Raw genomic sequence first — 22,676 nt, 5'->3', positions numbered from 1 at the left:
CGACATCCGGCAGTCGCCTGAGCACAGTTCGGCCGTAGTGCATTGGCATCAAGCGACTGCTGAGCGGCAGCGGTGGCCCGCCGACGGTCCCGCCCCCGCCCGGGGATTGAGAGGATGGCAGCATGACCCAGATCCACTTGCTCACCGGCGCCGGCTCAGGCATCGGCCACGCGGTCGCGCAGCGCCTGTCCGCCCGCGGCGACCGGCTCATCCTGGTCGCCCGCGACACCGCCCGCGCCGCCGAGCTCACCGCAGGATTCCCCGGATCGATCCCGGTGGTCGCCGACCTGGGAAACCCTGATGCGATAGTGGATGCCGTGGCCGCGGCCGGCCTGCCCGATGCGATCGACTCGGTGATCCACGCCGCCGGGATCGTCGACCTCGGCACCGTCGCCGACCTTCCGCTCGAGGCCTGGACGAGCCAGCTCACCGTCAACCTCGTCGCCCCCGCCGAGCTGACCCGCGTCGTGCTGCCGCGCGTCCGCGCGGCACGCGGCCAGGTGCTGTTCGTCAACTCCGGCGCAGGCCTCAACGCCCACCCCGAGTGGGCGGCGTACGGCGCGTCCAAGCACGGGCTCAAGGCGCTCGCCGATGCGCTGCGCGGCGAGGAGGCGCCGCACGGCGTGCGGGTCACGACCGTCTACCCGGGCCGCACGGCGACGCCGATGCAGGCGAAGGTGCACGAGCAGGAGGGACGCGACTACGACCCGTCGGCGTACATCGACGCGGAGTCGGTCGCCACCGGCATCCTGACCGCGCTCGACCTGCCCCGCGATGCGGTCATCAGCGATCTGACGGTGCGCCCGGGTCCGCGCTGAACCCGCCCGGGTCCGCGCTGAACCCGGCCGGGTCCGACAGTGCGGCTTCGAACGCCGCTTCGGCCGCGCCGATCAGCAGCCGGTCTCCGGCCAGCTCTGCCGACCGGATCTGCAGGTCTTCCGCGCACGCCGGCATCGAATGCGCTGCGACCGCCTGCGCGAGCCCGTCCACGTCGAGCTCGGCGAGGATGCCGAGGAATCCGCCGAGCACGACGACCGAGGGGTTGAGCACATTGACCGCATTCGCGAGTGCCGTCGCCAGGATCGAGCGCTCCCGCGCGATCTCAGCCGTCGCGTCCGGTGCGGTGGCGGCGGCCAGGGCGGCGGCGAGTTCGCGGTCGTCGGCGCGGGTGAGGCCCACCGCCGACAACAGCCGCGAACGGCTCACCTCGTCCTCGAGCACGCCGTCGCGTGCACGGCGGTCGGCGAACGTGGCGATGCCGGGACGGTTCTGCCCGAACTCGCCGGCGTAGCCGCCGACGCCGCCCACCGGCATCCCGTTCACGATCAGCCCACCGCCGATGCCGCTCGCACCGCCGTTGAGGTAGATGACGTCGTCGTGCCCGCGCGCCGCGCCGAACAGATGCTCGGCCAGCGCGCCGAGCGACGCGTCGTTGCCGATGACGACCGGCAGGCCGGTGGCATCGGCCACCACGTCGTGCAGCGGTTCGTCGATCCACTTCAGGTGCGGGGCGTTGCGCACCATGCCGTCGGCGGCGCGCACCAGACCCGGGACGGCGAGTCCGACGGCGACGATGCGCGCCTCGCTGAGGACGCCGCCCCGCCACCGGCCGATGCACTCGGCGACCAGGCGGGCGGTCTCGGCGGGAGTGAGCAGGTCGTCCTGCCTGAGGCGTTCGGCGACGCGGATGCCGCGGTCGAGGCCCACGGCGGCGATCTCGAGCGCATCGACTTCGGGGTTGACCGCGATGGCGACCACCCGCGGATCGATGGCCACGACGGGGGAGGGCCGCCCGACCAGTCCGGACGGCCCGGGACTGTGCTCTTCGACGTAGCCGAGCCGCCCGAGTTCGGCGACCAGGTCGGCGATCGTGGAGCGGTTGAGCCCGGTCTGCTCGGTGAGTGCGGCACGCGATTGCGGCCCGTGAAGGTGCACCGTGCGCAGCAGATGCGCGAGGTTGGTGCGGCGAACGGACTCGACGGTGCGTACCTGCTGACTCACCCGGACAACTCTAGCGGTTGAGCCATATTTGTTGGGCTTGACCTCAAAAGGCGCGACCCGTATCCTGAAGGCGCCCAATCACATTTCGACAACCCGGTCGAAAGTTTCGAAAGGTTCGAAGATGAACAGACGCAGCATGACGAGGCTGTCCGCGGTGATCGCGGTCGCAGGTCTCGGAATCGGCGCCCTGGCCGGCTGCACCGGCGGCGGCGACCCGGCACCCACCGACAACGGCAGCTCCGGCGACGATGTCACGATCACGTGGTGGCACAACGCCACCACCGACCCGCAGAAGGGGCTGTGGGAAGACATCGCGGCCGAGTTCGAAGACGCCAACCCGGGTGTCACCGTCGAGGTCACCGGCTATCAGAACGAAGACCTGCAGCGCACCCTGATCCCCAACGCGCTGCAGAGCGGCGACGCCCCGGACGTGTTCATGGTGTGGCCGGGCGGCGAGGTCCGCGCCCAGGCCGAAGCGGGGCATCTCAAGGATCTGACCGAACTGACCGCCGACACGGCGGGCGAGCTCGGCGCCACCGTGAAGCCGTGGCAGGTCGACGGCAAGCAGTTCGCACTGCCCTACACCTTCGGCATCGAGGGCTTCTGGTACAACAAGGACCTCTTCGCCGAGGCCGGCATCGAAGCGCTTCCCGAGACGCTTCCTGAGCTCGAAGAGGCGAACGAGAAGCTCAAGGCGATCGGTACCGCGCCCATCGCCGTCGGCGCGGCCGACCTCTGGCCCGCCGCGCACTGGTGGTACCAGTTCGCGCTCGCCGCCTGCTCGACCGACACCCTGCAGTCCGCCATCCCCGAGCTCGACTTCACCGACCCGTGCTGGGTCGAGGCGGGCGAGATGCTCGAGGACTTCGTCGCCACCGAGCCGTTCAACGAGGGCTTCCTCGCCACGTCGGGCCAGCAGGGTGCCGACAGCTCGGCCGGCATGGTCGCCAACGGCAACGCGGCGATGGAGCTGATGGGGCACTGGAACGCGGGGCAGATCGGTTCGCTTACCCCCGACGCTGAGGTTCCCGAGTTCCTGGGCTGGTTCCCGTTCGTGAGCGTCCCCGGCGCCGCCGGCGACCCCACCATCACCATGGGTGGCGGAGACGGCTTCGGTGTGAGCGCCGACGCCCCCGACGAGGCCGTCGAGCTGCTCAAGTACATCCTCAGCGAGGACGTGCAGACCCGCTACGCAGCCACCGGCGCCGGCATCCCGACCCACCCGGGCGCGATCGACGCGGTCACCGACCCGAGCCTCAAGCTCATCGCCGAGGCCCTGGCCGAATCGTCGTATGTCCAGCTGTGGCTGGACAGCGACCTCGGCCCGACGTTCGGCACCCCGCTGAACCAGGCCATCGTCAACCTCATGGCGGGCACCGGCACGCCCGAGGACATCGTCATGACGCTGGAGCAGACGGCGGCAGCGCTGTAATTCCATGACCAGCACTACTCAGGCGGGGCCCGCGCTCAGCGCGGGCCCCGCCCCCACACGTCCCCACCAGACCCGCCGTTCGAGGTCGCGCCGCAAGTGGCTGGAGATCGGCCTGTTCGCCGGTCCCGCGCTGATCGTGTTCCTCACGTTCGTGATCCTGCCGATCGTGCTCGCGGCCGTCTACAGCTTCTTCAACTGGAACGGCCTCACACCGCTCGAGCGGTTCATCGGCTTCGACAACTACGTCCGCGCCCTCACCGACTCGCTGTTCCTGGGCGCCATCGGCAACAACTTCACCATCCTCTTCGCCTCGATCCTCGTGCAGGGTCCGCTGGCGATCGCGATCGCGCTCCTGCTGAACCGCAAGCTGCGCGGCCGCACCTTCATACGTGCCGCGATCTTCGTGCCCTACGTGCTGGCCGAAGTCATCGCGGGTCTGAGCTGGAAGCTCCTCCTGTCGCCGCGCGGCGGTGTGAACGCCCTGCTCGAGGCCGTCGGCCTCGGCGAATTCACCCAGCCGTGGCTGGCCAACCCCGACATCGCGCTGTGGGTGATGTTCGGCATTCTGACCTGGAAGTACGCCGGCTTCGCGATCCTGCTCATGCTCGCCGGGCTCCAGGGAGTGCCCGAAGAGCTGCAGGAAGCCGCGCAGATCGACGGCGCGAGCTGGTGGCAGATCCAGTGGCACATCACTCTCCCGCTGCTGGGACCCACCATCCGCATCTGGGTGTTCCTGTCGATGATCGGCTCGCTCCAGCTGTTCGACATGGTGTGGGTGACCACCAAGGGCGGACCGGTCGGAGCGACCAACACCATGGCCGTCTACATGATCCAGTACGGCCAGGGCCAGCCCGGGTACGGAAGCGCGATCGCCGTGATCCTCTTCGTGATCTCGCTCATCGTCGCCCTGCTGTATCAGCGATTCATCATGCGCCGCGATCTCGCCGGCGCCATCACGAGCGGAGTGCGCTGACATGGCCACCGCAACTTCAACCATCGCCAGGCCTTCCAAGGGCTTCGACTGGGGGCAGCCCTGGGTCTACCTCGTCGCGTTCGTCACCGTGATCGTGTCGGTCGTGCCGGTGCTCTACGTCTGGATCAGCGGCTTCCGCACGACCGCCGACCTCAACGCGAACCCGGCCGGCTGGCCGAACCCGTGGACCTTCGACAGCTACGTCAACGTGCTGACGTCTCCGCGCTTCTGGGGCTCGCTGTTCTCATCGTCTTTCGTCGGCATCCTCACCACGCTGGGCGTCGTCGTGCTCGGCATCATGGCGGCCTTCGTCCTGGCCCGGTACGAGTTCCGTGGCCGGGCAGGGCTGTATTCGCTGTTCGCCGCCGGGCTCATGTTCCCGCTGACGGTCGCCGCGCTGCCGCTGAGCATCCTGCTGCGCTACATCGGGCTCCAGGGTTCGTTCGCGGGCGTCATCATCCCGCAGATCGCGTTCGCCCTGCCGACCACGATCATCATCCTGGTGCCGTTCCTGAAGGCGATTCCCGCCGAGCTCGAAGAGGCGGCATCCATCGACGGCACGAGCCGCATCGGCTTCTTCTGGCGGATCATGCTTCCGCTGTCGATGCCGGGCCTCATCACCGTCGGGGTGCTCGCGTTCATCGGCAGCTGGAACGCCTACCTGCTGCCGCTGCTGGTGATGGCCGCCGGAGGCCTGCCGCAGGAGCTGTGGACACTGCCGCTGGGAGTGCAGCAGTTCTCGACGCAGTACTCGCAAGACACCGGCGCCGTGCTGGCGTACACCTCGCTGGCCATGCTCCCGGCGCTGGCGTTCTTCCTCGTCGCCGAAAAGCGCATCGTGGGTGGCCTGACGGGAGCGGTGAAGGGATGACAGTGTCCGATACCTCTACGAATGAAGGGATGCCGGTGCACGAAACCTCAGCCGCCGCGCCGTGGCGCGACGCCGAGCGGCCGGCCGCCGAACGGGTCGACGCCCTCGTGGCCGAGCTCACGCTCGAGGAGAAGATCGCCCAGCTGTACGGCATCTGGATCGCCGCGTCCAACGACGGCGCAGAGGTCGCACCGAACCAGAACGAGATGACCGAGGACGTCGACCTCGACACCATCGCGCCGCTGGGTCTGGGCCAGCTCACCCGCACGTACGGGACGGTCCCGGTCGACCCCGCCGCCGGCGCCGTCTCGCTCCTGCGCACGCAGCAGCGCATCGTCGCCGAATCGCGGCTGGGCATTCCGGCCCTCGCGCACGAGGAGTGTCTCGCGGGCTTCGCGGCCTGGGGCGCCACCGCCTACCCGGTGCCACTGTCGTGGGGCGCCTCGTGGTCGCCCGAGATCGTGCAGGAGATGGGGGAGCGGATCGGCGCCGACATGCGCAAGATGGGCGTGCACCAGGGCCTCGCGCCCGTGCTCGACGTCGTGCGCGACGCGCGCTGGGGCCGGGTCGAAGAGACCATCGGCGAAGACCCGCTGCTGGTCGGCACGATCGCGACGGCCTATGTGAAGGGCATCGAATCGGCCGGTGTGGTCGCGACGCTCAAGCACTTCGCGGGGTACTCCGCGTCCAAGGCCGGGCGCAACCTCGCGCCCGTGTCGATCGGGCGTCGTGAGCTGAACGACGTGATCCTGCCGCCGTTCGAGATGGCCATCCGCGAGAGCGGCGTGCGCAGCGTCATGAACTCCTACACCGACCTCGACGGCGTGCCCTCGGCCGCCGACGAATCGCTGCTGACCGGTCTGCTGCGTGACACGTGGGGCTTTGACGGCACCGTCGTGGCCGACTACTTCGCCATCGCGTTCCTGCTGACCCAGCACGGTGTCGCCGAGGATTGGACCGATGCCGCGCATCAGGCGCTGAAGGCCGGCATCGACGTCGAGCTCCCCGGCCGCAAGACGTTCGGCCCCGATCTGGTCGCCGCCGTGCGCGAGGGTGTGGTCCCCGAAGCGCTCATCGACCGGGCCCTGCGGCGCGTGCTGGCGCAGAAGATCGAGCTCGGCCTCCTCGACGGCGACGCCGGGTATGTTCCCGCCGTGCTCGCCGGGCGAATGGATGCCGGTGCCGACGAGGTCCGCGGAACGGTCGACCTCGACCCGGCCTCCAACCGCGCGCTCGCGCGCCGCCTCGCCGAGCAGGCCATCGTGCTGCTGCACAACGACGGCACCCTGCCGCTGCGCTCGCCCCGGCGCATCGCGGTCATCGGACCCAACGGCGATGACCCTTATGCCGTGCTGGGCTGCTATTCCTTCCCGCTGCACGTCGGCATCCATCACCCCGAGTTCGGGGCCGGGATCGCCCTGCCGACCCTGCTCGACTCACTGCGCAGGGAGTTTCCGGACGCCGAGATCACGTACGCGCAGGGCACGAGCGTCGACGGCGGAGAGCGCGACTTCGACGAGGCGCTGGCAGCCGCGCGGGAGGCCGATGTGGTCATCCTCGCGCTGGGCGATCGTGCGGGGCTGTTCGGTCGCGGCACGAGCGGCGAAGGCTGCGATGTCGCCGACCTCACACTGCCCGGAGCCCAGCAGGAGTTGATGGACGCGGTGGTGGCTGCCGGCACGCCGACGGTCGTCACGCTGCTCGCCGGGCGCCCCTACGCGCTGGGCAGTGCGGTGACGGATGCCGCGGCGATCGTCGAGGCCTTCTTCGCCGGCGAGGAGGGCACACCCGCCCTGGCCGGCGTGCTGTCCGGCCGGATCAACCCGAGCGGACGTCTCCCGGTAAGCGTTCCGGCCAGCGCCGGCGCGCAACCGTCGACCTACCTGGCCGTGCCGCTGGCACGAAAGAGCGGCGTCTCGAACATCGACCCGTCGGCCGCCTTCCCCTTCGGGCACGGTCTCACGTACACGACGTTCTCCCACACCGACCTCGAGGCCGATGTCTCGGAGATCGCGACCGACGGCACCGTCACGGTGTCGCTGCGCGTTACGAACACGGGGGACCGTGACGGGGTCGATGTCGTGCAGCTGTATGTGCACGATCCGGTCGCCCAGACCCCGCGTCCGGTGCAGCGCCTGATCGGCTACGTGCGCGTACCGCTGGCGGCAGGGGACACGGTCGAGGTGCGCTTCGGTGTGTCGGCCGACCTGTTCGCGTACACGGGACGTGCGATGGAGCGCATCGTCGATGCCGGCGAGATCGTCCTCAGTGCAGGACGTTCCAGCGGAGATCTCGCCTCGACCGTCACGCTCCGGGTGGTGGGCGACACGCGAGTGGTCGACCACACCCGTGCGCTCGCGCCCACGGTGGCGGTGACCTCCGTCTAGCGGGGGCCGCGGTTTGACAGGGCCGGGAGTATCTTCGCTCCCGGCCCTTCTGCGTGTGCCGAGGGTTCGGTGTGCCCCGGTTCGGTGTGCCCCGGGTTCGGTGTGCCCGGTTCGCCAGTCGGTTGCGCACAGTGTGCGCCCAGCGGACTGTTCCGAAGCGACTGCTGAGCGCGTGATCGCCGGTGTAATTGGATGCCGGGATGTGGTCCCGCCTGAACCAACGTTGCCGGGCGCGACGCCGCGCACACGTCCGAAGGGGCCCGCGGCGCTGTGCCGCGGGCCCCGAGGATGAGCTGTTCGGGTCAGCTCATCCGGCTGCGGGGGCGGAGGTACACCAGCAGGCCGCCGAGCGTGAGCAGCACGGCAGCCGCGAGCGCGATGCCCCACGGCACCTGGGCCCCGGTGACCGCCAGCTGACCGGGGGCGACGACGGTGACGGTGACGCTGATCGCGTCGAGATCGCCCGACTCGATCACGAGGGTATGCGTGCCCAGCGGCAGATCCGCCGGGATCGCCACGGTGAACGCGGTCCGCCCAGTGGCGTCCGCGGCCGGGATGCCGGTGATCACGATCGGGTCGCTGAACAGCGTGGCCGAGACCTGCTGACCCGGCTCCAGGCCGGTGAGGGTCACGGGCAGCGTGCCGCCCTGTTCGACGCGACCCGTGCCGACGTCGACCGTGGCCCACGCGGCCCCGGTTTCTCCCGGTTCCCCGGGCTCGCCAGGTTGACCGGGCTCACCGGGCTCACCGGGCTCGCCGGGCTCGCCGGGCTCACCGGGCTCGCCAGGTTCTCCGGGTTCGCCCGGTTCCCCAGGCTCACCGTCGTCCGCGGCCACGAGCTGCGCGGCACCCCACCGTGCGGTGTTCTGGTAGCCCGTGCCCGTCGGCTCGGCCCAGGTATGCACGGCGTACCGTGCACCGTCTCGACCGTCGTTGACCTGGAAGTCGATGCCGTGGAAGGTGTCGAGCCCGCCCAGCGGCACATCGCTCTGGCCGCCGGACTGGCCGACCAGCTCGACCGCCAGCTCGACGACGTATCCGGTATCGGTCAGCGCCGTGGCGCGCTCGGCGACCCGCGCGGCCTGCGCCGCGGCATCCCCCGTCCCGAACGACAGGGCGCCGTCGAGCGTCACGCGGATCTGCGTGTCGTTCGGACCGTAGGGGCCCGACTTCGAGTTGCCCAGGTCGAGGAACAGCTCGACCGAGTCCTGGTTCCAGGGGTCGCTGTTGCTGCTGTCGATGACGGGGTCGGTCACGTCGAACAGGACGTACAGCCGCTGGTCGTCCCAGAGCGTGCGCACCTGCGCCTTCGCGCCCTCGGCGCTGCCCTCCACGGTCCGCGCGGTGGTGACGACCGCCGCATCGGCCCATGCGTCGTCGACGGTCCCGTCGACGGTCGGCGCCGGCAGCTGCGGGATCTCCAGGAACGACAGCGGCTCGAGGAACGTGAGCCGACCGGTCGCGCCGGGTGAGTTCCACGCCCCGGCGACCACGCCCGCGGCGATCACCCGCACGTCGAACGTGGTGGATGACCCGACGGCGGCGCCCTCGTGCGGCAGGTGCACCGCGATGAAGTGCTGTCCGCCGACGGCGGAGTGGATGCCGGCGACCGAGCCGGCGACCCCCTCCTCGTAGAAGAGCTCCTGGTCACCGTAGGTGAACTCGATCCGCTCGGGGTCCGCCGTGGTGCGCACGAGCACCGTCAGGTGATCGTCGTTCCAGCGGGTCTGGAAGCCCCCGGCATCCGAGGTCAGCGGGTTCTCGGGGAGGTTCTTCCACTCGATCGCGTCGGTGAAGCCGTCTTCCAGCGCGACGTCGCCGCCGAACACGTTCGCGGTCGTCACCAGGGCCGGCAGCCCGTCGGCGTCATCGACCGCGCCGAAGTAGGCGGGCTTGGCCTGCAGGTCGCCGGTGAACAGGAGCGGCTGCTGCTCGGCGCGCCACGAGCGGGTGTCGGTGAGTCCCCACACCGTCGCGGCGAAGATCTTCTCTTCCGCCGGTGCGGACGCGTCGTAGTCGCGCAGCAGGGTGAACACGTCGCGGTAGAAGTGACCCTGGCGGATGAGGTTGGGCTCGGTCGCCGGATTGATCGTGACGTCGAGCTCGGTGACCTCCTGCAGCAGTCCGAGACCCTCGAAGCGGTCCAGCGCCGCGTCGAGCGAGGCGATGGCGGTGTTGATCGACACGTGGAACTGGTGGCCGACCCCGTCGAGGGGGACCCCGGCATCCAGCAGCCTCTTCACGAGCGCTTCGTACTGCGCGCCCTTGCGATCCTGCTCGGTGTTGTAGTCGTTGATGAACAGCTTCACCGGACGGTCAATGCCGTCTGCGGCATATGTCTCGTTGAAGGCCGCGTCGGCCAGCTCGAACGCCAGGTGGATGTACTCCTCGCCGAGCACCTGGTACCAGCGGCTCGTGCGGAGTCCGTCGGAGGTGGTCTGGTCGGCGACGACCTCGTTGACGACGTCCCAGCCGATGATCGGGTTGGTGTCCGAGCCGTACGGGCCGTACTCAGCGGCGATGGAGCTCGCGATGTCGTCGATGTGCCGGGCCAGGCGGTCGCGCAGGAGCTGCTTGTCGGCGTCGGACGCCGTCAGCTCGCGGCCGGTGTCGTCCTGGAAGAACCAGTCCGGTGTCTGCGAATGCCACACCAGCACGTGCCCGTAGAGACCGAGCTCGTTGGCCTGCGCGAAGTCGAGCAGGGCCGTGGCCTCGGCGTGACGCTGGAAGTCGCCGTCCGCGTCATACCAGGCCTCGACCTTCATGTGGTTCTCGGGAGTGATCTGGTCGAAGTGGTGCAGCAGCAGCTCGGCGGCCGCTCCGGTGGTCTCGCGGGAGTCGATCGCGACGCCGGCGGGGAAGTCCACGGTGTCCTTCACGGGCACCAGGCTCGTGTCGACCAGGTCGGGCTCGGGCACCCGCACCGTGATCTCATCGACGAGGAAGGTGGACGTGTTGCCGCTGTTGTAGCGCGCTTCGACGTACAGCTCCGCGTTCGTGTCGTAGCTCGGCACCGTGAACCGGCCGGCGACCTTCGTCCAGCCCGTCGCGGTCGCGTCTTCGACCTGGATCAGGTTGCCGAAGGCCTGCGAGGTGCCGGTGACGGTGCGCATCGAGACGGTCAGGCCGCGGCCGACCTCCGCGCCGGGTGCGAACCGCACGTAGGCCTCGAGCTCGTAGGTCTCACCGGGAAGCAGCACGTCCTTGACGTCGAACTGAACGCCGTCGCCCTCGTGGGTGCGGTCGGAGACCTGCGCCGCGAAGCCGGTGCCGGCAGCGCCGCCGGCGACGACGCTCACCGTCGGGTTCGTGGAATCGCCACCCTGGCGGGCGAACCAGCCGCCGAGGTCCTCGTCCTCGAAGTCCTCGTCGATGAGGACCGTGCCGGGCTCCTGCGCCGGGCCTTCGTCGCACTCGTCGACCGTGGCGGTGATGAGGACGTCGTCGACGAGGTAGGTGTAGGCGGCGACGCCGGTGATGTCCTGCGTGCCGATGTAGAACCGGATCGTCGAGGGATCGTCGGCGGTGGGGGAGACCCAGGTCCCGGTGATCGTCGTCCAATCGCCGGCGGTCACGTCGGCGTTTCCGACCCAGTTGTAGCCGGGGAAGCCGATCCACCGTGCTTGCGTCGCCGGCGTCTCGGGCGCGAGCTTCACTTTGGCGCTGACCGTGTACTCCGTCCCGGTCTCGAGGAGCCCCGGCACCGTTTCGATCCCCACGTAGTCGGCGTCGCGGTCGTTGACCATGAGCGCCCCGTCGGCAAAGGTGAGCGTGCCCGCGCCACCGCCGCTCTGACGGAGCTCGGCGGGCAGTGCGGCGTCGGTGAAGTCGGCGCTGACGACCGGTGTCACGGTCGGCTCGCAGGTCTCGGGGGCCGCTTGGCTGATGAGCACGTCGTCGACCAGGAACTCGGCGGTCGCGCTCGTGGACTCGAGATACAGCGCAGTGGGCAGATGGTCGGGGTCGACGGTGAAGTCGCCGGCCAGCTCGACCCACTCTGCGTCGGTCACCGCGGTGCGCGAACCGACCCAGGGGTACTCGTTGCCGGCACCGGGCTGGTTGACGCCGAAATTGAGCTCGGCGGGGGTCTGACCGGCGGCGAGCTTGACCCAGCCGGAGACGTGATAGGTGCCTTCTGCCAGAAGCGAGCCGGGGAGCGCCGGGCCGTTCCAGCTCGCCGTACGCCCGGTGATCTTCAGCGCCTGCGCACCGGAGTGCGCATCGGCGTCGAGGGCGAGCGTGCCGGAGCCTCGCACCGTCCACGGGTCGACGCCGGCGCCCTCGAAATCGCTCCACGAGACGACGGCGTGCCCCTCGGGAACGGGCGGCTCAGAAGGCGCCGGTGCTGCGACGGCGGCCGGCGCCACGACCGGAGCGAGTGCGAGCGCCGTCGCGGCGATGAGGGCGGAGAGGACGCGGGACGTTCGGGTTCTCACGGAGGCGCTCCTTTGCGCGAGTATTTGTCGTCTTCGAAAACTAATCTGAAAACGTTGACAACGACGTAGGCCGTTACGCAACTGTTACGAAACTCAGCCGCAAGTTTCGCCCGCGCGCGTGACCGCCTCTCGAGCGCACTCGAGGTGGCCATCGCGCACTCGAGGTGGCCACATGCAACTCGAGGTGGCCACGCGCAACTCGAGGTGGCCACATGTAACTCGAGGCGGCCACATGCAACTCGAGGTGGCCACGGAGCGCTCGAGGTGGCCACCGTGCACCGGAGACGACGTCCGAGGTGCGCGGGGATCAGGCGGGAACGGGTGCGGTGCTGCCGCGAACCACGAGGTGTGTGGCGAGATCCATCCGGAGCGTGTCGACGGTCTCGCCCTCCGCGAGCCGGAGCACCAGTCGCGCGGCTTCCTCGCCCATGCGGCGCAGCGGCTGGTGCACCGTCGTGAGCTGCGGGCTCAGCCATCGTGCGAGCGCGATGTCGTCGTACCCGACCACCGAGAGGTCCCCCGGCACGCTCAGGCCGGCCGCCCGCGCCGCGGCGATGACCCCGAGCGCCTGCAGGTCGCTGCCTGCGAAGATCGCCGTCGGGCGGTCGGGTCCGGCTAGCAGGTCGCGGCCGTGCGTCTCGCCGCCGGTGGGGTGGAAGTCGCCGAAGCGGATCCAGCGCGGATCGATCGGGAGGTTCGCCGCGTTCATCGCCGAGCGGTAGCCGTCCACTCGCGCGAGCGAGCACATCATGTCCTCCGGCCCCGTGATGGCCGCGATGCGACGGTGTCCGAGTTCGATGAGGTGGCGGGTCGCCATGACGCCGCCCGACCAGTTCGCCGAGCCCACCGACGGCACATCCGGCGCCGGGTCTCCGGCCGGGTCGACGATCGCGAAGGGGACGCCGCGGGAACGCAGCTTCTCGCGATGTGCGCGGGCGAGGTCCGAGAACACGAGCACGACGCCGACAGGGCGTCGCCGCAGCACGCCGTCGATCCAGTCGGGCGAGGGGGCGTGCCGGTCGCCGCTGACGGTCAGCACGACCGACAGGCCTGCGGCGTGCACCGCAGTCTCGACGCCCGCGATGACCTCCATCGACCAGCTCGACTCGAGCTCGTGGAAGACGAGTTCGAGCGTTTCCGAGCGCTGTGCAGAGTTGCGCCGCGTGTAGCCGTGGCGGTTCAGGTGCTCCTCGAGCCGCGCGCGAGTCGCCGGTGCGACGTCGGTGCGGCCGTTGAGGACCTTCGACATCGTGGCGAGCGAGACGCCGGCTTCCGCCGCGATCTCGGCAAGGGTGACCCTGGTCGTGGGCGTCATGCAGTGACTCCGTGGGGCTGGTGTCGGCGCGCCGGTTCAGCGCGACGTCCTGATTATGGCACGAGTTTCGTCCAGCACGACGATACTTTCGATCCCGTCTTGCAGACGCTCCTCGAGAACTTTCGAGCAAGTGTACGCAGGTGCGCGGTCAGGCCGTCGATGTTGACGGCATCCGGCTCGCCGCGCCGCGGATCACTGCGGCATGCTCGCCGGAGACACCCGAGACGAGCGACGTCAGTGCCTCCTCGGGCGCGGCTGTCGCGGGTCCATCGGCCAGCACTCCCTGCTCGAGGACCTGCCGCCACGCGCGGATCACCGAGAGCGCACCCCCGGCATCCCGCCCCGCCGTCAGCTCGCGTCGAACGACCGGAAGCACCCTCAGCCGGAGCTTCGTCACGGTGTCCACGGCGATCTGGTCGAGCCGATGCGCGATCCGCGGATTGCGGAACCGGTCGAGCAGTGCCGCGCAGTACGGCACGGCATCCACCTCCGGTCCGACGGTGCGGACGGCCTCGTCCCAGAACTGCTCGAGCGCACGCCGGCACACCGGATCGGCGACGGCGTCGGCGATCGTGGCGAGCCCGCGCGTCAGGCCGTGGAAGGCGAGCTGCAGGTGCCCGCCGTTCAGGAGCAGGAGCTTGCGCTGCTCGAACGGTTCGATGTCTTCGACGAACCGCGCGCCGGCCGCTTCCCACGCGGGCCGTCCCGCAGGGAAGTCGCCGCTGAGCGTCCAGTCCGAGAATGGCTCGGTCACCACGGGCGCCGCGTCGTACCGCTATCGCAACCCGATCCTGCCCGGCTGCCACCCCGACCCGAGCATCTGCCGCGTCGGGGACTACTACTACCTCGTCACGTCGACGTTCGAGTACCTTCCCGGACTGCCGATCCACCGCTCGACGAACCTCGTCGACTGGGTGCCGATCGGGCACGCTATCCACCGTCCCGGTCAGCTCGACCTGTCCGGCATCCCCTCGTCGAAGGGCCTCTACGCGCCGACCATCCGCCACCACGACGGCACGTTCTACGTCGTGTGCACCGTGGTGTCGCCGGTCGTCGACGGAGAGCCGTCGTGGCCCGGCCGGGCGGGGCACTTCGTCGTCACCGCGACCGAGCCGGAGGGGCCGTGGTCGGAGCCGACATGGTTCGAGGGCTTCGACGGCATCGACCCGTCGCTGACGTTCGACGGCGACCGGGTCTGGCTGTGCGGCAACCGGCTCGCGCAGCCCGGCCTCTGGCCCGGGCAGACCGACATCTGGCTGACCGAGCTCGACCCCGCGACCCTCGCGCCCATCGGCGAGGTGCGCGAGATCTGGCGCGGTGCGTCCGCCCGCGCCGTCTGGGCCGAGGGGCCGCACATCATCGCGCGGCCGGGCGGCGGGTGGATGCTCGTGGCCGCCGAGGGTGGCACCAATCGCAATCACGCGGTCTGCGTCGCCTACGCTGACGACATCGCCGGCCCCTACGTCGGCGACCCGGGCAACCCGCGGCTCACCCACCGCGACCTCGGCGACCGTGTGCCCATCGCCGACGTCGGGCACGCCGACCTGGTCGAAGCGCCGGACGGGCGCTGGTGGTCGACGATGCTCGGCATCCAGACGATCGACGGAGAGAACGGCCTGCTCGGCCGGCAGACGCATCTCGTGCCGGTCGAGTGGGAACACCGGCAGCCCCTGTTCGCTCCCGGGTCCGGGCGGGTGGAGCCGGCCATGGCGGCCGAGGGGGTGCCCGACCAGCAGCCGGCTCCGACCGAGTACCGCGACGACTTCGACGCACCCGTCCTCGACCCGGCATGGACGGCGCCACGCATCCTGCCCGACACGTTCGCCGACACCGTGGCGCGCCCCGGGTACGTGCGGCTGACCGCGACGCCGACCGAGCCTTCGGGTCTGGGGCCGCTCGCGTTTCTCGGCCGCCGCCTGCCCGATCACCGGACGCACGCGGCCGCGCGCATCGAACTCGCCGGTGCCGTGCGCGGGGGGCTCCTCCTGCGCACCTCCGAGTCCGCCTACCTCGAGCTCACGGTCGATCGCCGCGGGGTGGGCAGAGCCGTGCTCGCCGACGACGGGGTCGAGATGACCGTGGGTGAGGTCTCCGGCATCCATACGGAAGGGATCGACCTCGCGATCGACGTCGACGGGCTGACGGCTCGTCTCACGATCGGCGACACCCACCTCGGCGAGGTCGATCTGCGCCCGCTGGCGTCGGGGCGGCCGAGCATGTTCGTGGGCAGCTGGATCGGTGTCATGGCGGTCGGCGACGGTGTGGTCGACGTCGATCACGTCACACTGCGAGTCGCTCCCTGAGCGAGATTCCAGAGTGGACGGATCGCCGCGGATGATATAGGTTGTGTCCAACAACAATTCTCCGGAGCCCGCGTTAAGGAGCGTCATGCCCACCCCCACCCCCGCAGACAAGTTCTCGTTCGGCCTCTGGACCGTCGGCTACAACGGCGCCGACCCGTTCGGCGGCCCTACCCGCCCCGCGCTCGACGTCGTGCACGCCGTCGAGAAGCTCGCAGAGCTCGGCGCCTACGGCCTCACCTTCCACGACGACGACCTGTTCGCCTTCGGCTCGACCGATGCCCAGCGCCAGACGCAGATCGACCGCCTCAAAGGCGCGCTGGCCGACACCGGCCTGATCGTGCCGATGGTCACCACGAACCTCTTCTCGGCCCCGGTCTTCAAGGACGGCGGCTTCACCTCGAACGACCGCGATGTGCGCCGGTTCGCGCTGCGCAAGGTGTTCCGCCAGCTCGACCTCGGCGCCGAGCTCGGTGCCAAGACCTTCGTCATGTGGGGTGGCCGCGAAGGCGCCGAGTACGACTCGGCCAAGGACATCCGCGCCGCTCTCGAACGCTACCGCGAGGCCGTGAACCTGCTCGGCGACTACGTCACCGACCGCGGCTACGACATCCGCTTCGCGATCGAGCCGAAGCCCAACGAGCCCCGCGGCGACATCCTGCTGCCCACGCTCGGCCACGCGATCGCGTTCATCGACTCGCTCGAGCGCCCCGAACTGGTGGGCCTGAACCCCGAGGTCGGCCACGAGCAGATGGCGGGCCTGAACTTCGCCGCCGGCATCGCGCAGGCGCTGTACCACGGCAAGCTCTTCCACATCGACCTCAACGGTCAGCGCGGCATCAAGTACGACCAGGACCTCGTGTTCGGCCACGGCGACCTGCACAACGCGTTCGCCCTCGTCGACCTGCTCGAGAACGGCGGCCCCGGCGGCGTTCCGGCCTACGAGGGCCCCCGCCACTTCGACTACAAGCCCAGCCGCACCGAGGACGAGAAGGGTGTCTGGGACTCGGCCGCCGCCAACATGCGCACCTACCTGCTGCTCAAGGAGCGGGCCGCGGCGTTCCGCGCCGACCCCGAGGTGCAGGAGGCCCTGGCAGCCGCCCGCGTCGACGAGCTGTCGACCCCGACCCTGGCCGAGGGCGAGAGCTACGACGACTTCCTCGCCGACCGGTCGGCGTACGAGGACTTCGATCCGAACGCCTACTTCGGCGGCAAGGGCTTCGGCTTCGTGCGGCTGCAGCAGCTGGCCACCGAGCACCTGCTCGGCGCCCGCGGCTGACCCGACCCGCTGACATCGCCGCCGCCCCCCACGTCGCCCGCCGTCGTCGCCCACCCTCGTCGGCCGCCCTCGTCGGCGAGAGAACAACTCGCGGCCGAGAGAACGGGTAACAACCGTTCTCTCGTCCGCCCGTTGTTCTCTCGCGGGGAAGGATCGTGGGGGGAGGGGCGCGGGGGAGGGGCGCGGGGGGAGGGGCGTGGAGGAATGAGAGAGAGGATGCCGGCATGGCACTCGTGATGGGCGTCGACTCGTCGACGCAGTCGTGCAAGGTCGTCGTCTACGACGCCGAGACCGGCGAGATCGTGCGCACCGGCCGTGCCACGCACCCCGACGGCACCTCGGTCGACCCCGAAGCATGGTGGACGGCGCTGCAAGACGCGATCGTGGATGCCGGTGGCCTCGACGACGTGGACGCGTGGGCGATCGGGGGTCAGCAGCACGGCATGGTGGCGCTCGACGTCGACGGCCGGGTCATCCGTGACGCGCTGCTGTGGAACGACACCCGCTCGGCCGGTGCGGCGGCCGACCTCATCGCCGAGTTCGGTGCGGAGCAGCTCGCGCAGCGCAGCGGCGTCGTGCCCGTGGCATCCTTCACCATCACCAAACTGCGCTGGCTGCGCGACAACGAGCCCGAGAATGCGGCGCGCGTCGCGGCCGTCGCGCTGCCGCACGACTGGCTCACCTGGCGGATGCGCGGGTTCGGCCCGGTGGCGCCCGGCGGCGCAGAGAGCCCGGGCCTCGACGAGCTGGTGACCGACCGGTCCGACGCCTCGGGCACCGGGTACTGGAACCCCGAGACCGGCGACTACGACCGCGATCTGCTGATCGCCGCGCTCGGCCACGATGCGGGTCTCCCGCGCGTGCTCGGCCCCGACGAGTTCGTGCTCGACGAGGCCGGACGCCGCGTCGGTCCTGGCGCGGGCGACAACGCCGCCGCCGCCCTGGGAGTGGGCGCGGGCCCCGGTGACGTCGTCGTGTCGATCGGCACGAGCGGCACCGTCTTCGCCGTCAGCGAGCACCGCACGATCGACCCGACCGGCAGCGTCGCGGGCTTCGCGTCGGCCGACGGCCACTTCCTTCCGCTCGTCGCGACCCTCAACGCCGCCCGCGTGCTCGACGCGATCGGTCGCCTGCTCGGCGTCGGCCATACCGAACTCAGCCGGCTCGCGCTCGCCGCGCAGCCCGGTGCCGGCGGGCTGACGCTCGTCCCGTACTTCGAGGGCGAACGCACCCCGAACCTGCCCGACGCCACGGCCGAGCTGACCGGCATGACCCTGGCATCCACCACCCGAGAGAATCTCGCCCGCGCGGCCGTCGAGGGCATGCTGTCCGGACTCGCCGCGGGGCTCGACGCGGTGCGCGAGCTCGGTGTGCCGATCGAGCGTGCGCTGCTGATCGGCGGCGGCGCGCAGTCCGATGCCGTCCGGGAGATCGCCCCGCAGGTGCTGGGCGTTCCGGTCGAGGTGCCCGCGCCGGCCGAGTACGTGGCGCTGGGCGCCGCGCGCCAGGCCGCTCGCGTCCTCGCCACGTCCTGACGCCCGCCGGGCCGAGGTGCCGGCGAACCCGCGACCCGCACCGCCCGCGCGCCGCACCGCCCGCGCGCCGCACCGCCCGCACCGCCCGTGCGCCGCACCGCCCGCACCAACCCGCGCGCCGCACCAACCCGCGCGCCGCACCGCCCGCGCGCCGCACCGCCCGCGGTCTAGTCTTTCGGCGTGGAACACTTCTCCAGCACGTTCGTACTGATCCCGCTGCTGGCCGTGCTCGCTCCGCTGGCGGCCCGCGCGATCGGCCCGTGGTTGCGCATTCCGGTCGTGGTGTTCGAGCTCGTGCTGGGCATCGTCGTCGGCCCGAGCCTGCTGGGCTGGGCGCAGCCCTCCGAGTTCATCGACCTGCTCTCAGAGCTCGGCCTGGCGATGCTGTTCTTCGTGGCCGGCACCGAGATCGAGTTCTCCGCCCTGCGGGGACGCACCGGCGGCCGCGCGATCGGCGGCTGGCTCATCAGCATCGTGGCCGGCACGGCGCTGGGCTGGGTCCTCGTCCCGGGCGAAGGAGCGATCGTCATCGGCGTCGCCCTGGCATCCACCGCGCTCGGCACGCTCCTGCCGATTCTGCGCGACGCCGGCGAGATGCGCACTCCATTCGGCCGCGCCGTCGGCGCCCTGGGCGCGGTCGGCGAGTTCGGTCCGCTGGTGGCCATCTCGGTGCTGCTGGGCGGGCGCAACCCCGGCGTCGCAACCCTCGTGCTCGCCGGTTTCCTCGTGATCGCCGCCGCCGCGATCTGGTACGCGCTCAAGGCACCGCAGGGCCGCCTGCACGCGTTCGTGACCGCGACGCTGCACACCTCCGGGCAGTTCGCCGTCCGGGTCGTGATGCTGATCCTCATCGCCCTCGTGGGGCTCAGCGCCGTGCTCGACCTCGACATCCTGCTCGGCGCATTCGCGGCCGGCATCGTCTGGCGCCTGCTCATGCGCGACGCCGACGCCGATGCGCAGGAGGTGGTCGAGAGTAAGGTCGAGGCGCTCGCGTTCGGCTTCCTCGTGCCGCTGTTCTTCATCTACACCGGCGTCACGTTCGATCTGAAGTCGCTGCTGGACGACCCGATCCTGCTCGCGATGGTCCCGGTCGTCTTGATCGTGCTGCTGGTGGTCCGCGGCCTGCCCTCGATGCTCGCCGCCCCCGAAGGGTCGACCGGCCGCGACCGGCTGTCGATCATGCTCCTGGGCGCGACCGGCCTGCCGATCATCGTCGCCGTCACCGCCATCGGCGTCGACGAGGGGCTGCTCTCCAGCGCCGCCGCATCGGTGCTCGTCGGTGCCGGCATGCTGTCGGTGCTGCTGTTCCCCCTCATCGCGATGTCGCTGCGCGGCGAACGCTCGACGTCGGCGGAACTCGCCGACGACCACGCGTGAGCCGGACAATGGTCCGGTGATGGATGCCGGTGCCTCGACTCTCATCGCTGCCGCACGCACGCGGCTGGCGGGGTCGCCGCGCGTGCGGCTGGGCGAGCTCGTCGAGTCGCGGCGCGTGTTCGGCATCGGGCGGGCGCCGCGCATCGTCCCGGTCGGCGAGGCCTGGCATCTCGGGGTGCTGCTGATCGGCGACGAGCAGGTCTTCGCCACCGGCGAGGTGCTGCGGGCGCGGCACGATGCGATCCGCGGGTTCACGGCCCAGTCGCAGCGCGAACGCTCCGATCGTGCCGCCGCCGCACACCGGGGCGGGTTCGCCGAGGGTGAGACGGTCCACGTCGGGTGGCGGGAACTCGACCTGTCCGCGGTGGCTGCCGCAGCGGCATCCGACCCCCTCCTGATCGTCGCCGGGGTGCCGCACGTGCGCTGGAACACCGCCGGCGGCACCCGTCCGCTGGCCGACTACCTGGACGAGCAGCTCGCCCTTCGCTGACGGCGGCGGGCAGTAGTCTGACTCCAGAGCACGGGAGGTCCGCATGCTGGAATGGCCGGGAACCGCGTACCCGCTGGGTGCGACTTTCGACGGCAACGGCACCAACTTCGCGCTGTTCAGCGAGGGAGCCGAGCGCGTCGAGCTGTGCCTGTTCGACGGCGACGGCGTCGAGACACGGGTCGACCTGCGCGACGTCGACGCGTACGTGTGGCACGCGTACCTGCCGACGGTTCAGCCCGGGCAGCGCTACGGCTACCGGGTGCACGGGCCGCACGACCCCGCCCAGGGGCTGCGGTTCAATCCGAACAAGCTGCTCCTCGACCCGTACGCGAAGGCCGTCGACGGGCAAGTGGAGTGGGGCCAGGAGGTCTTCGGCTACCAGTTCGGCGACCCCGACACGCGCAACGACGACGACTCGGCCGCGCACATGATGAAGGGCGTGGTCGTCAACCCGTACTTCGACTGGGCGGGCGATCGTGCGCCGAAGACGCCGCTGTCGGAGACCCTCATCTACGAGGCGCACGTGAAGGGGCTCACCCAGTTGCACCCCGACATCCCCGAAGAGATCCGCGGCACGTACAGCGCGATCGGGCATCCGGTGATCATCGAGCACCTCCGGAAGCTCGGCGTCACCGCGATCGAGCTCATGCCGGTGCACCAGTTCATCAACGATTCGACCCTGCAGGAGAAGGGGCTGTCGAACTACTGGGGCTACAACACGATCGCCTTCCTCGCCCCGCAGAACACCTACGCGATGGGCACCCGCCGCGGCCAGCAGGTGCACGAGTTCAAGGGCATGGTGCGCTCGCTGCACGCCGCCGGGATCGAGGTCATCCTCGACGTCGTCTACAACCACACCGCCGAAGGCAACCACCTCGGCCCGATGCTGTCGATGAAGGGCATCGACAACATCGCCTACTACCGGCTCGAAGACGACGACAAGCGGTACTACACCGACTACACCGGCACCGGCAACAGCCTCAACGTCGGCAGCCCGCACACGCTCCAGCTGATCATGGACTCGCTGCGCTACTGGGTGCTCGACATGCACGTCGACGGGTTCCGCTTCGACCTGGCCGCCACCCTCGCCCGAGAGTTCTACGAGGTCGATCGCCTCGCCACGTTCTTCGAGCTCGTGCAGCAGGACCCGGTGGTCTCGCAGGTCAAGCTCATCGCCGAGCCGTGGGACATCGGCCCCGGCGGCTACCAGGTCGGCAACTTCCCACCGCAGTGGGCGGAGTGGAACGGGAAGTACCGTGACACCGTCCGCGACCTGTGGCGCGGCGAGCCCGCGACGCTGGGCGAATTCGCGTCGCGCATCACGGGCTCCGCCGACCTGTACGAGCACTCCGGGCGACGTCCCGTGGCATCCGTCAACTTCGTGACCGCCCACGACGGATTCACGCTGCGCGACCTCGTCTCGTACAACGAGAAGCACAACGACGCGAACGGCGAGGAGGGCCGCGACGGCGAGTCGCACAACCGCTCCGACAACCACGGCGTCGAAGGACCCACCGACGACCCCGAGATCCTCACGGTGCGCGCGCGGCAGCAGCGCAACTTCCTCGCGACGCTGCTGCTGAGCCAGGGCGTGCCGATGCTGTCGCACGGCGACGAGCTCGGCCGCACGCAGCAGGGCAACAACAACGGTTACGCGCAGGACAACGAGCTGACCTGGGTGCACTGGGACAGCGCCGACAAGCCCTTGATCGAGTTCACCGCCGCAGTCGCGGGGCTGCGCCGCGACCATCCCACATTCCGGCGCAGCCGCTTCTTCGACGGTCGTCCGGTGCGGCGCGACGAGGGCGCGCCGGTGCCCGACATCGGCTGGATCCGCCCCGACGGCACCGCGATGCAACCCGAGGACTGGGACTCCGGTTTCGGGCGCGCGATCGGGGTCTTCCTCAACGGCGACGGCATCCGCGAGCGTGACCGGCGCGGGCAGGAGATCCACGACCGGCACTTCGTGATCCTCTTCAACGCGGGGACGGATGCCGTGGACTTCACCATCCCCGGCGTGGAGCCGAGCCCGCGCTGGGAGGTCATCATCGACACCTCCGGCGAGGACACCGACCACGAGCCGTTCGCCGGCGGCGAGATCCTCACGCTGGCGGCCAAGTCGCTCGTGGTCCTGCGCGACCACGAGGAGAACGAGCCCGAGGTCGACCACTCGGTCGCCGCGTCACTGGCCGCACGCACCGGACCGGTCGACACGATCACGCCCACGCTGCCCGGCGGAGCGTGACGCGCGGCGTTGACGCGCGGGGCATGGAGGAGGAC

General features: G+C 70.4%; 15 protein-coding genes. 11 read left to right on the top strand and 4 right to left on the bottom strand.

Annotated features, from left to right (window positions below):
• The first annotated feature begins 122 nt into the window (after nt 1-122).
• Nucleotides 123-818: an SDR family oxidoreductase gene (locus BKA10_RS10205; RefSeq protein ID WP_183499795.1), complete on the top strand. Its 696-nt coding sequence runs from the start codon at nt 123-125 to the stop codon at nt 816-818.
• Here the strand turns inward: BKA10_RS10205 and BKA10_RS10200 are convergent.
• A complete protein-coding gene (locus BKA10_RS10200; RefSeq protein ID WP_183499794.1) occupies nt 784-2,001 on the bottom strand; it encodes an ROK family protein in 1,218 nt (405 codons plus the stop codon). The two genes, BKA10_RS10205 and BKA10_RS10200, sit on opposite strands and share 35 nt — an antisense overlap.
• Before the next feature lie 136 nt (nt 2,002-2,137).
• Here BKA10_RS10200 and BKA10_RS10195 point away from each other — a divergent pair, with 136 nt between their 5' ends.
• The 4 genes from BKA10_RS10195 to BKA10_RS10180 are packed head-to-tail and all read left to right on the top strand — an operon-like array spanning nt 2,138 to nt 7,664.
• Nucleotides 2,138-3,433, top strand: a complete 1,296-nt coding sequence (locus BKA10_RS10195; protein ID WP_183499793.1) for an ABC transporter substrate-binding protein — start codon at nt 2,138-2,140, stop codon at nt 3,431-3,433.
• Nucleotides 3,434-3,437: 4 nt separating this feature from the next.
• On the top strand, nt 3,438-4,406 hold the full coding sequence (locus BKA10_RS10190; RefSeq protein WP_183499792.1) for a carbohydrate ABC transporter permease: 969 nt from the start codon (nt 3,438-3,440) through the stop codon (nt 4,404-4,406).
• 1 nt (nt 4,407) lies between these two features.
• On the top strand, nt 4,408-5,277 hold the full coding sequence (locus BKA10_RS10185; RefSeq protein WP_183499791.1) for a carbohydrate ABC transporter permease: 870 nt from the start codon (nt 4,408-4,410) through the stop codon (nt 5,275-5,277).
• 29 nt (nt 5,278-5,306) lie between these two features.
• A complete protein-coding gene (locus tag BKA10_RS10180; RefSeq protein ID WP_183499790.1) occupies nt 5,307-7,664 on the top strand; it encodes a beta-xylosidase/alpha-l-arabinosidase in 2,358 nt (785 codons plus the stop codon).
• A gap of 302 nt (nt 7,665-7,966) precedes the next feature.
• Here the strand turns inward: BKA10_RS10180 and BKA10_RS10175 are convergent, their stop codons facing one another.
• The 3 genes from BKA10_RS10175 to BKA10_RS10165 all read right to left on the bottom strand — a co-directional run bounded on the left by BKA10_RS10175 (nt 7,967) and on the right by BKA10_RS10165 (nt 14,169).
• Entirely contained in the window at nt 7,967-12,100 is a 4,134-nt protein-coding gene (locus tag BKA10_RS10175) for an endo-1,4-beta-xylanase (RefSeq protein ID WP_183499789.1), read from the bottom strand.
• Nucleotides 12,101-12,407: 307 nt separating this feature from the next.
• Nucleotides 12,408-13,415 (bottom strand): LacI family DNA-binding transcriptional regulator, encoded by a 1,008-nt coding sequence (locus tag BKA10_RS10170; RefSeq protein WP_183499788.1) that lies wholly within the window; start codon nt 13,413-13,415, stop codon nt 12,408-12,410.
• A gap of 148 nt (nt 13,416-13,563) precedes the next feature.
• Complete coding sequence (locus tag BKA10_RS10165) at nt 13,564-14,169, bottom strand: mannitol dehydrogenase family protein (RefSeq protein ID WP_248199333.1); 606 nt, start codon at nt 14,167-14,169, stop codon at nt 13,564-13,566.
• Between BKA10_RS10165 and BKA10_RS10160 the strand changes: the two genes are divergently transcribed.
• The 6 genes from BKA10_RS10160 (at nt 14,075) to glgX (ending at nt 22,641) form a co-directional block, all read left to right on the top strand.
• Nucleotides 14,075-15,718, top strand: a complete 1,644-nt coding sequence (locus tag BKA10_RS10160) for a glycoside hydrolase family 43 protein (protein WP_183499786.1) — start codon at nt 14,075-14,077, stop codon at nt 15,716-15,718. The genes BKA10_RS10165 and BKA10_RS10160 overlap by 95 nt on opposite strands.
• Before the next feature lie 85 nt (nt 15,719-15,803).
• Nucleotides 15,804-16,994: a xylose isomerase gene (gene xylA, locus BKA10_RS10155; RefSeq protein ID WP_183499785.1), complete on the top strand. Its 1,191-nt coding sequence runs from the start codon at nt 15,804-15,806 to the stop codon at nt 16,992-16,994.
• A 224-nt stretch (nt 16,995-17,218) separates the two neighbouring features.
• Complete coding sequence (xylB, locus tag BKA10_RS10150; RefSeq protein WP_183499784.1) at nt 17,219-18,529, top strand: xylulokinase; 1,311 nt, start codon at nt 17,219-17,221, stop codon at nt 18,527-18,529.
• A gap of 180 nt (nt 18,530-18,709) precedes the next feature.
• Nucleotides 18,710-19,906: a cation:proton antiporter gene (locus BKA10_RS10145; protein WP_183499783.1), complete on the top strand. Its 1,197-nt coding sequence runs from the start codon at nt 18,710-18,712 to the stop codon at nt 19,904-19,906.
• Nucleotides 19,907-19,925: 19 nt separating this feature from the next.
• Nucleotides 19,926-20,396, top strand: a complete 471-nt coding sequence (locus BKA10_RS10140; RefSeq protein ID WP_183501153.1) for a glutaminase — start codon at nt 19,926-19,928, stop codon at nt 20,394-20,396.
• Between the two features lie 43 nt (nt 20,397-20,439).
• Nucleotides 20,440-22,641 (top strand): glycogen debranching protein GlgX, encoded by a 2,202-nt coding sequence (gene glgX / locus BKA10_RS10135; protein ID WP_183499782.1) that lies wholly within the window; start codon nt 20,440-20,442, stop codon nt 22,639-22,641.
• Nucleotides 22,642-22,676: the final 35 nt, after the last annotated feature.

The organism is Microbacterium invictum (genome assembly GCF_014197265.1).
Classification (GTDB): domain Bacteria; phylum Actinomycetota; class Actinomycetes; order Actinomycetales; family Microbacteriaceae; genus Microbacterium; species Microbacterium invictum.
The sequence above is the reverse complement of the archived record's forward strand: the minus strand, read 5'-3'. Positions and strand labels throughout refer to the sequence as shown.

Coding starts and splice junctions, on each gene's coding strand:
- BKA10_RS10205 (WP_183499795.1), top strand. CDS start 123: ATGACCCAGATCCACTTGCTCACCGGCGCCGGCTCAGGCATCGGCCAC.
- BKA10_RS10195 (WP_183499793.1), top strand. CDS start 2,138: ATGACGAGGCTGTCCGCGGTGATCGCGGTCGCAGGTCTCGGAATCGGC.
- BKA10_RS10190 (WP_183499792.1), top strand. CDS start 3,438: ATGACCAGCACTACTCAGGCGGGGCCCGCGCTCAGCGCGGGCCCCGCC.
- BKA10_RS10185 (WP_183499791.1), top strand. CDS start 4,408: ATGGCCACCGCAACTTCAACCATCGCCAGGCCTTCCAAGGGCTTCGAC.
- BKA10_RS10180 (WP_183499790.1), top strand. CDS start 5,307: ATGCCGGTGCACGAAACCTCAGCCGCCGCGCCGTGGCGCGACGCCGAG.
- BKA10_RS10170 (WP_183499788.1), bottom strand. CDS start 13,415: ATGACGCCCACGACCAGGGTCACCCTTGCCGAGATCGCGGCGGAAGCC.
- BKA10_RS10160 (WP_183499786.1), top strand. CDS start 14,075: ATGTCTTCGACGAACCGCGCGCCGGCCGCTTCCCACGCGGGCCGTCCC.
- xylA (WP_183499785.1), top strand. CDS start 15,804: ATGCCCACCCCCACCCCCGCAGACAAGTTCTCGTTCGGCCTCTGGACC.
- xylB (WP_183499784.1), top strand. CDS start 17,219: ATGGCACTCGTGATGGGCGTCGACTCGTCGACGCAGTCGTGCAAGGTC.
- BKA10_RS10140 (WP_183501153.1), top strand. CDS start 19,926: ATGGATGCCGGTGCCTCGACTCTCATCGCTGCCGCACGCACGCGGCTG.
- glgX (WP_183499782.1), top strand. CDS start 20,440: ATGCTGGAATGGCCGGGAACCGCGTACCCGCTGGGTGCGACTTTCGAC.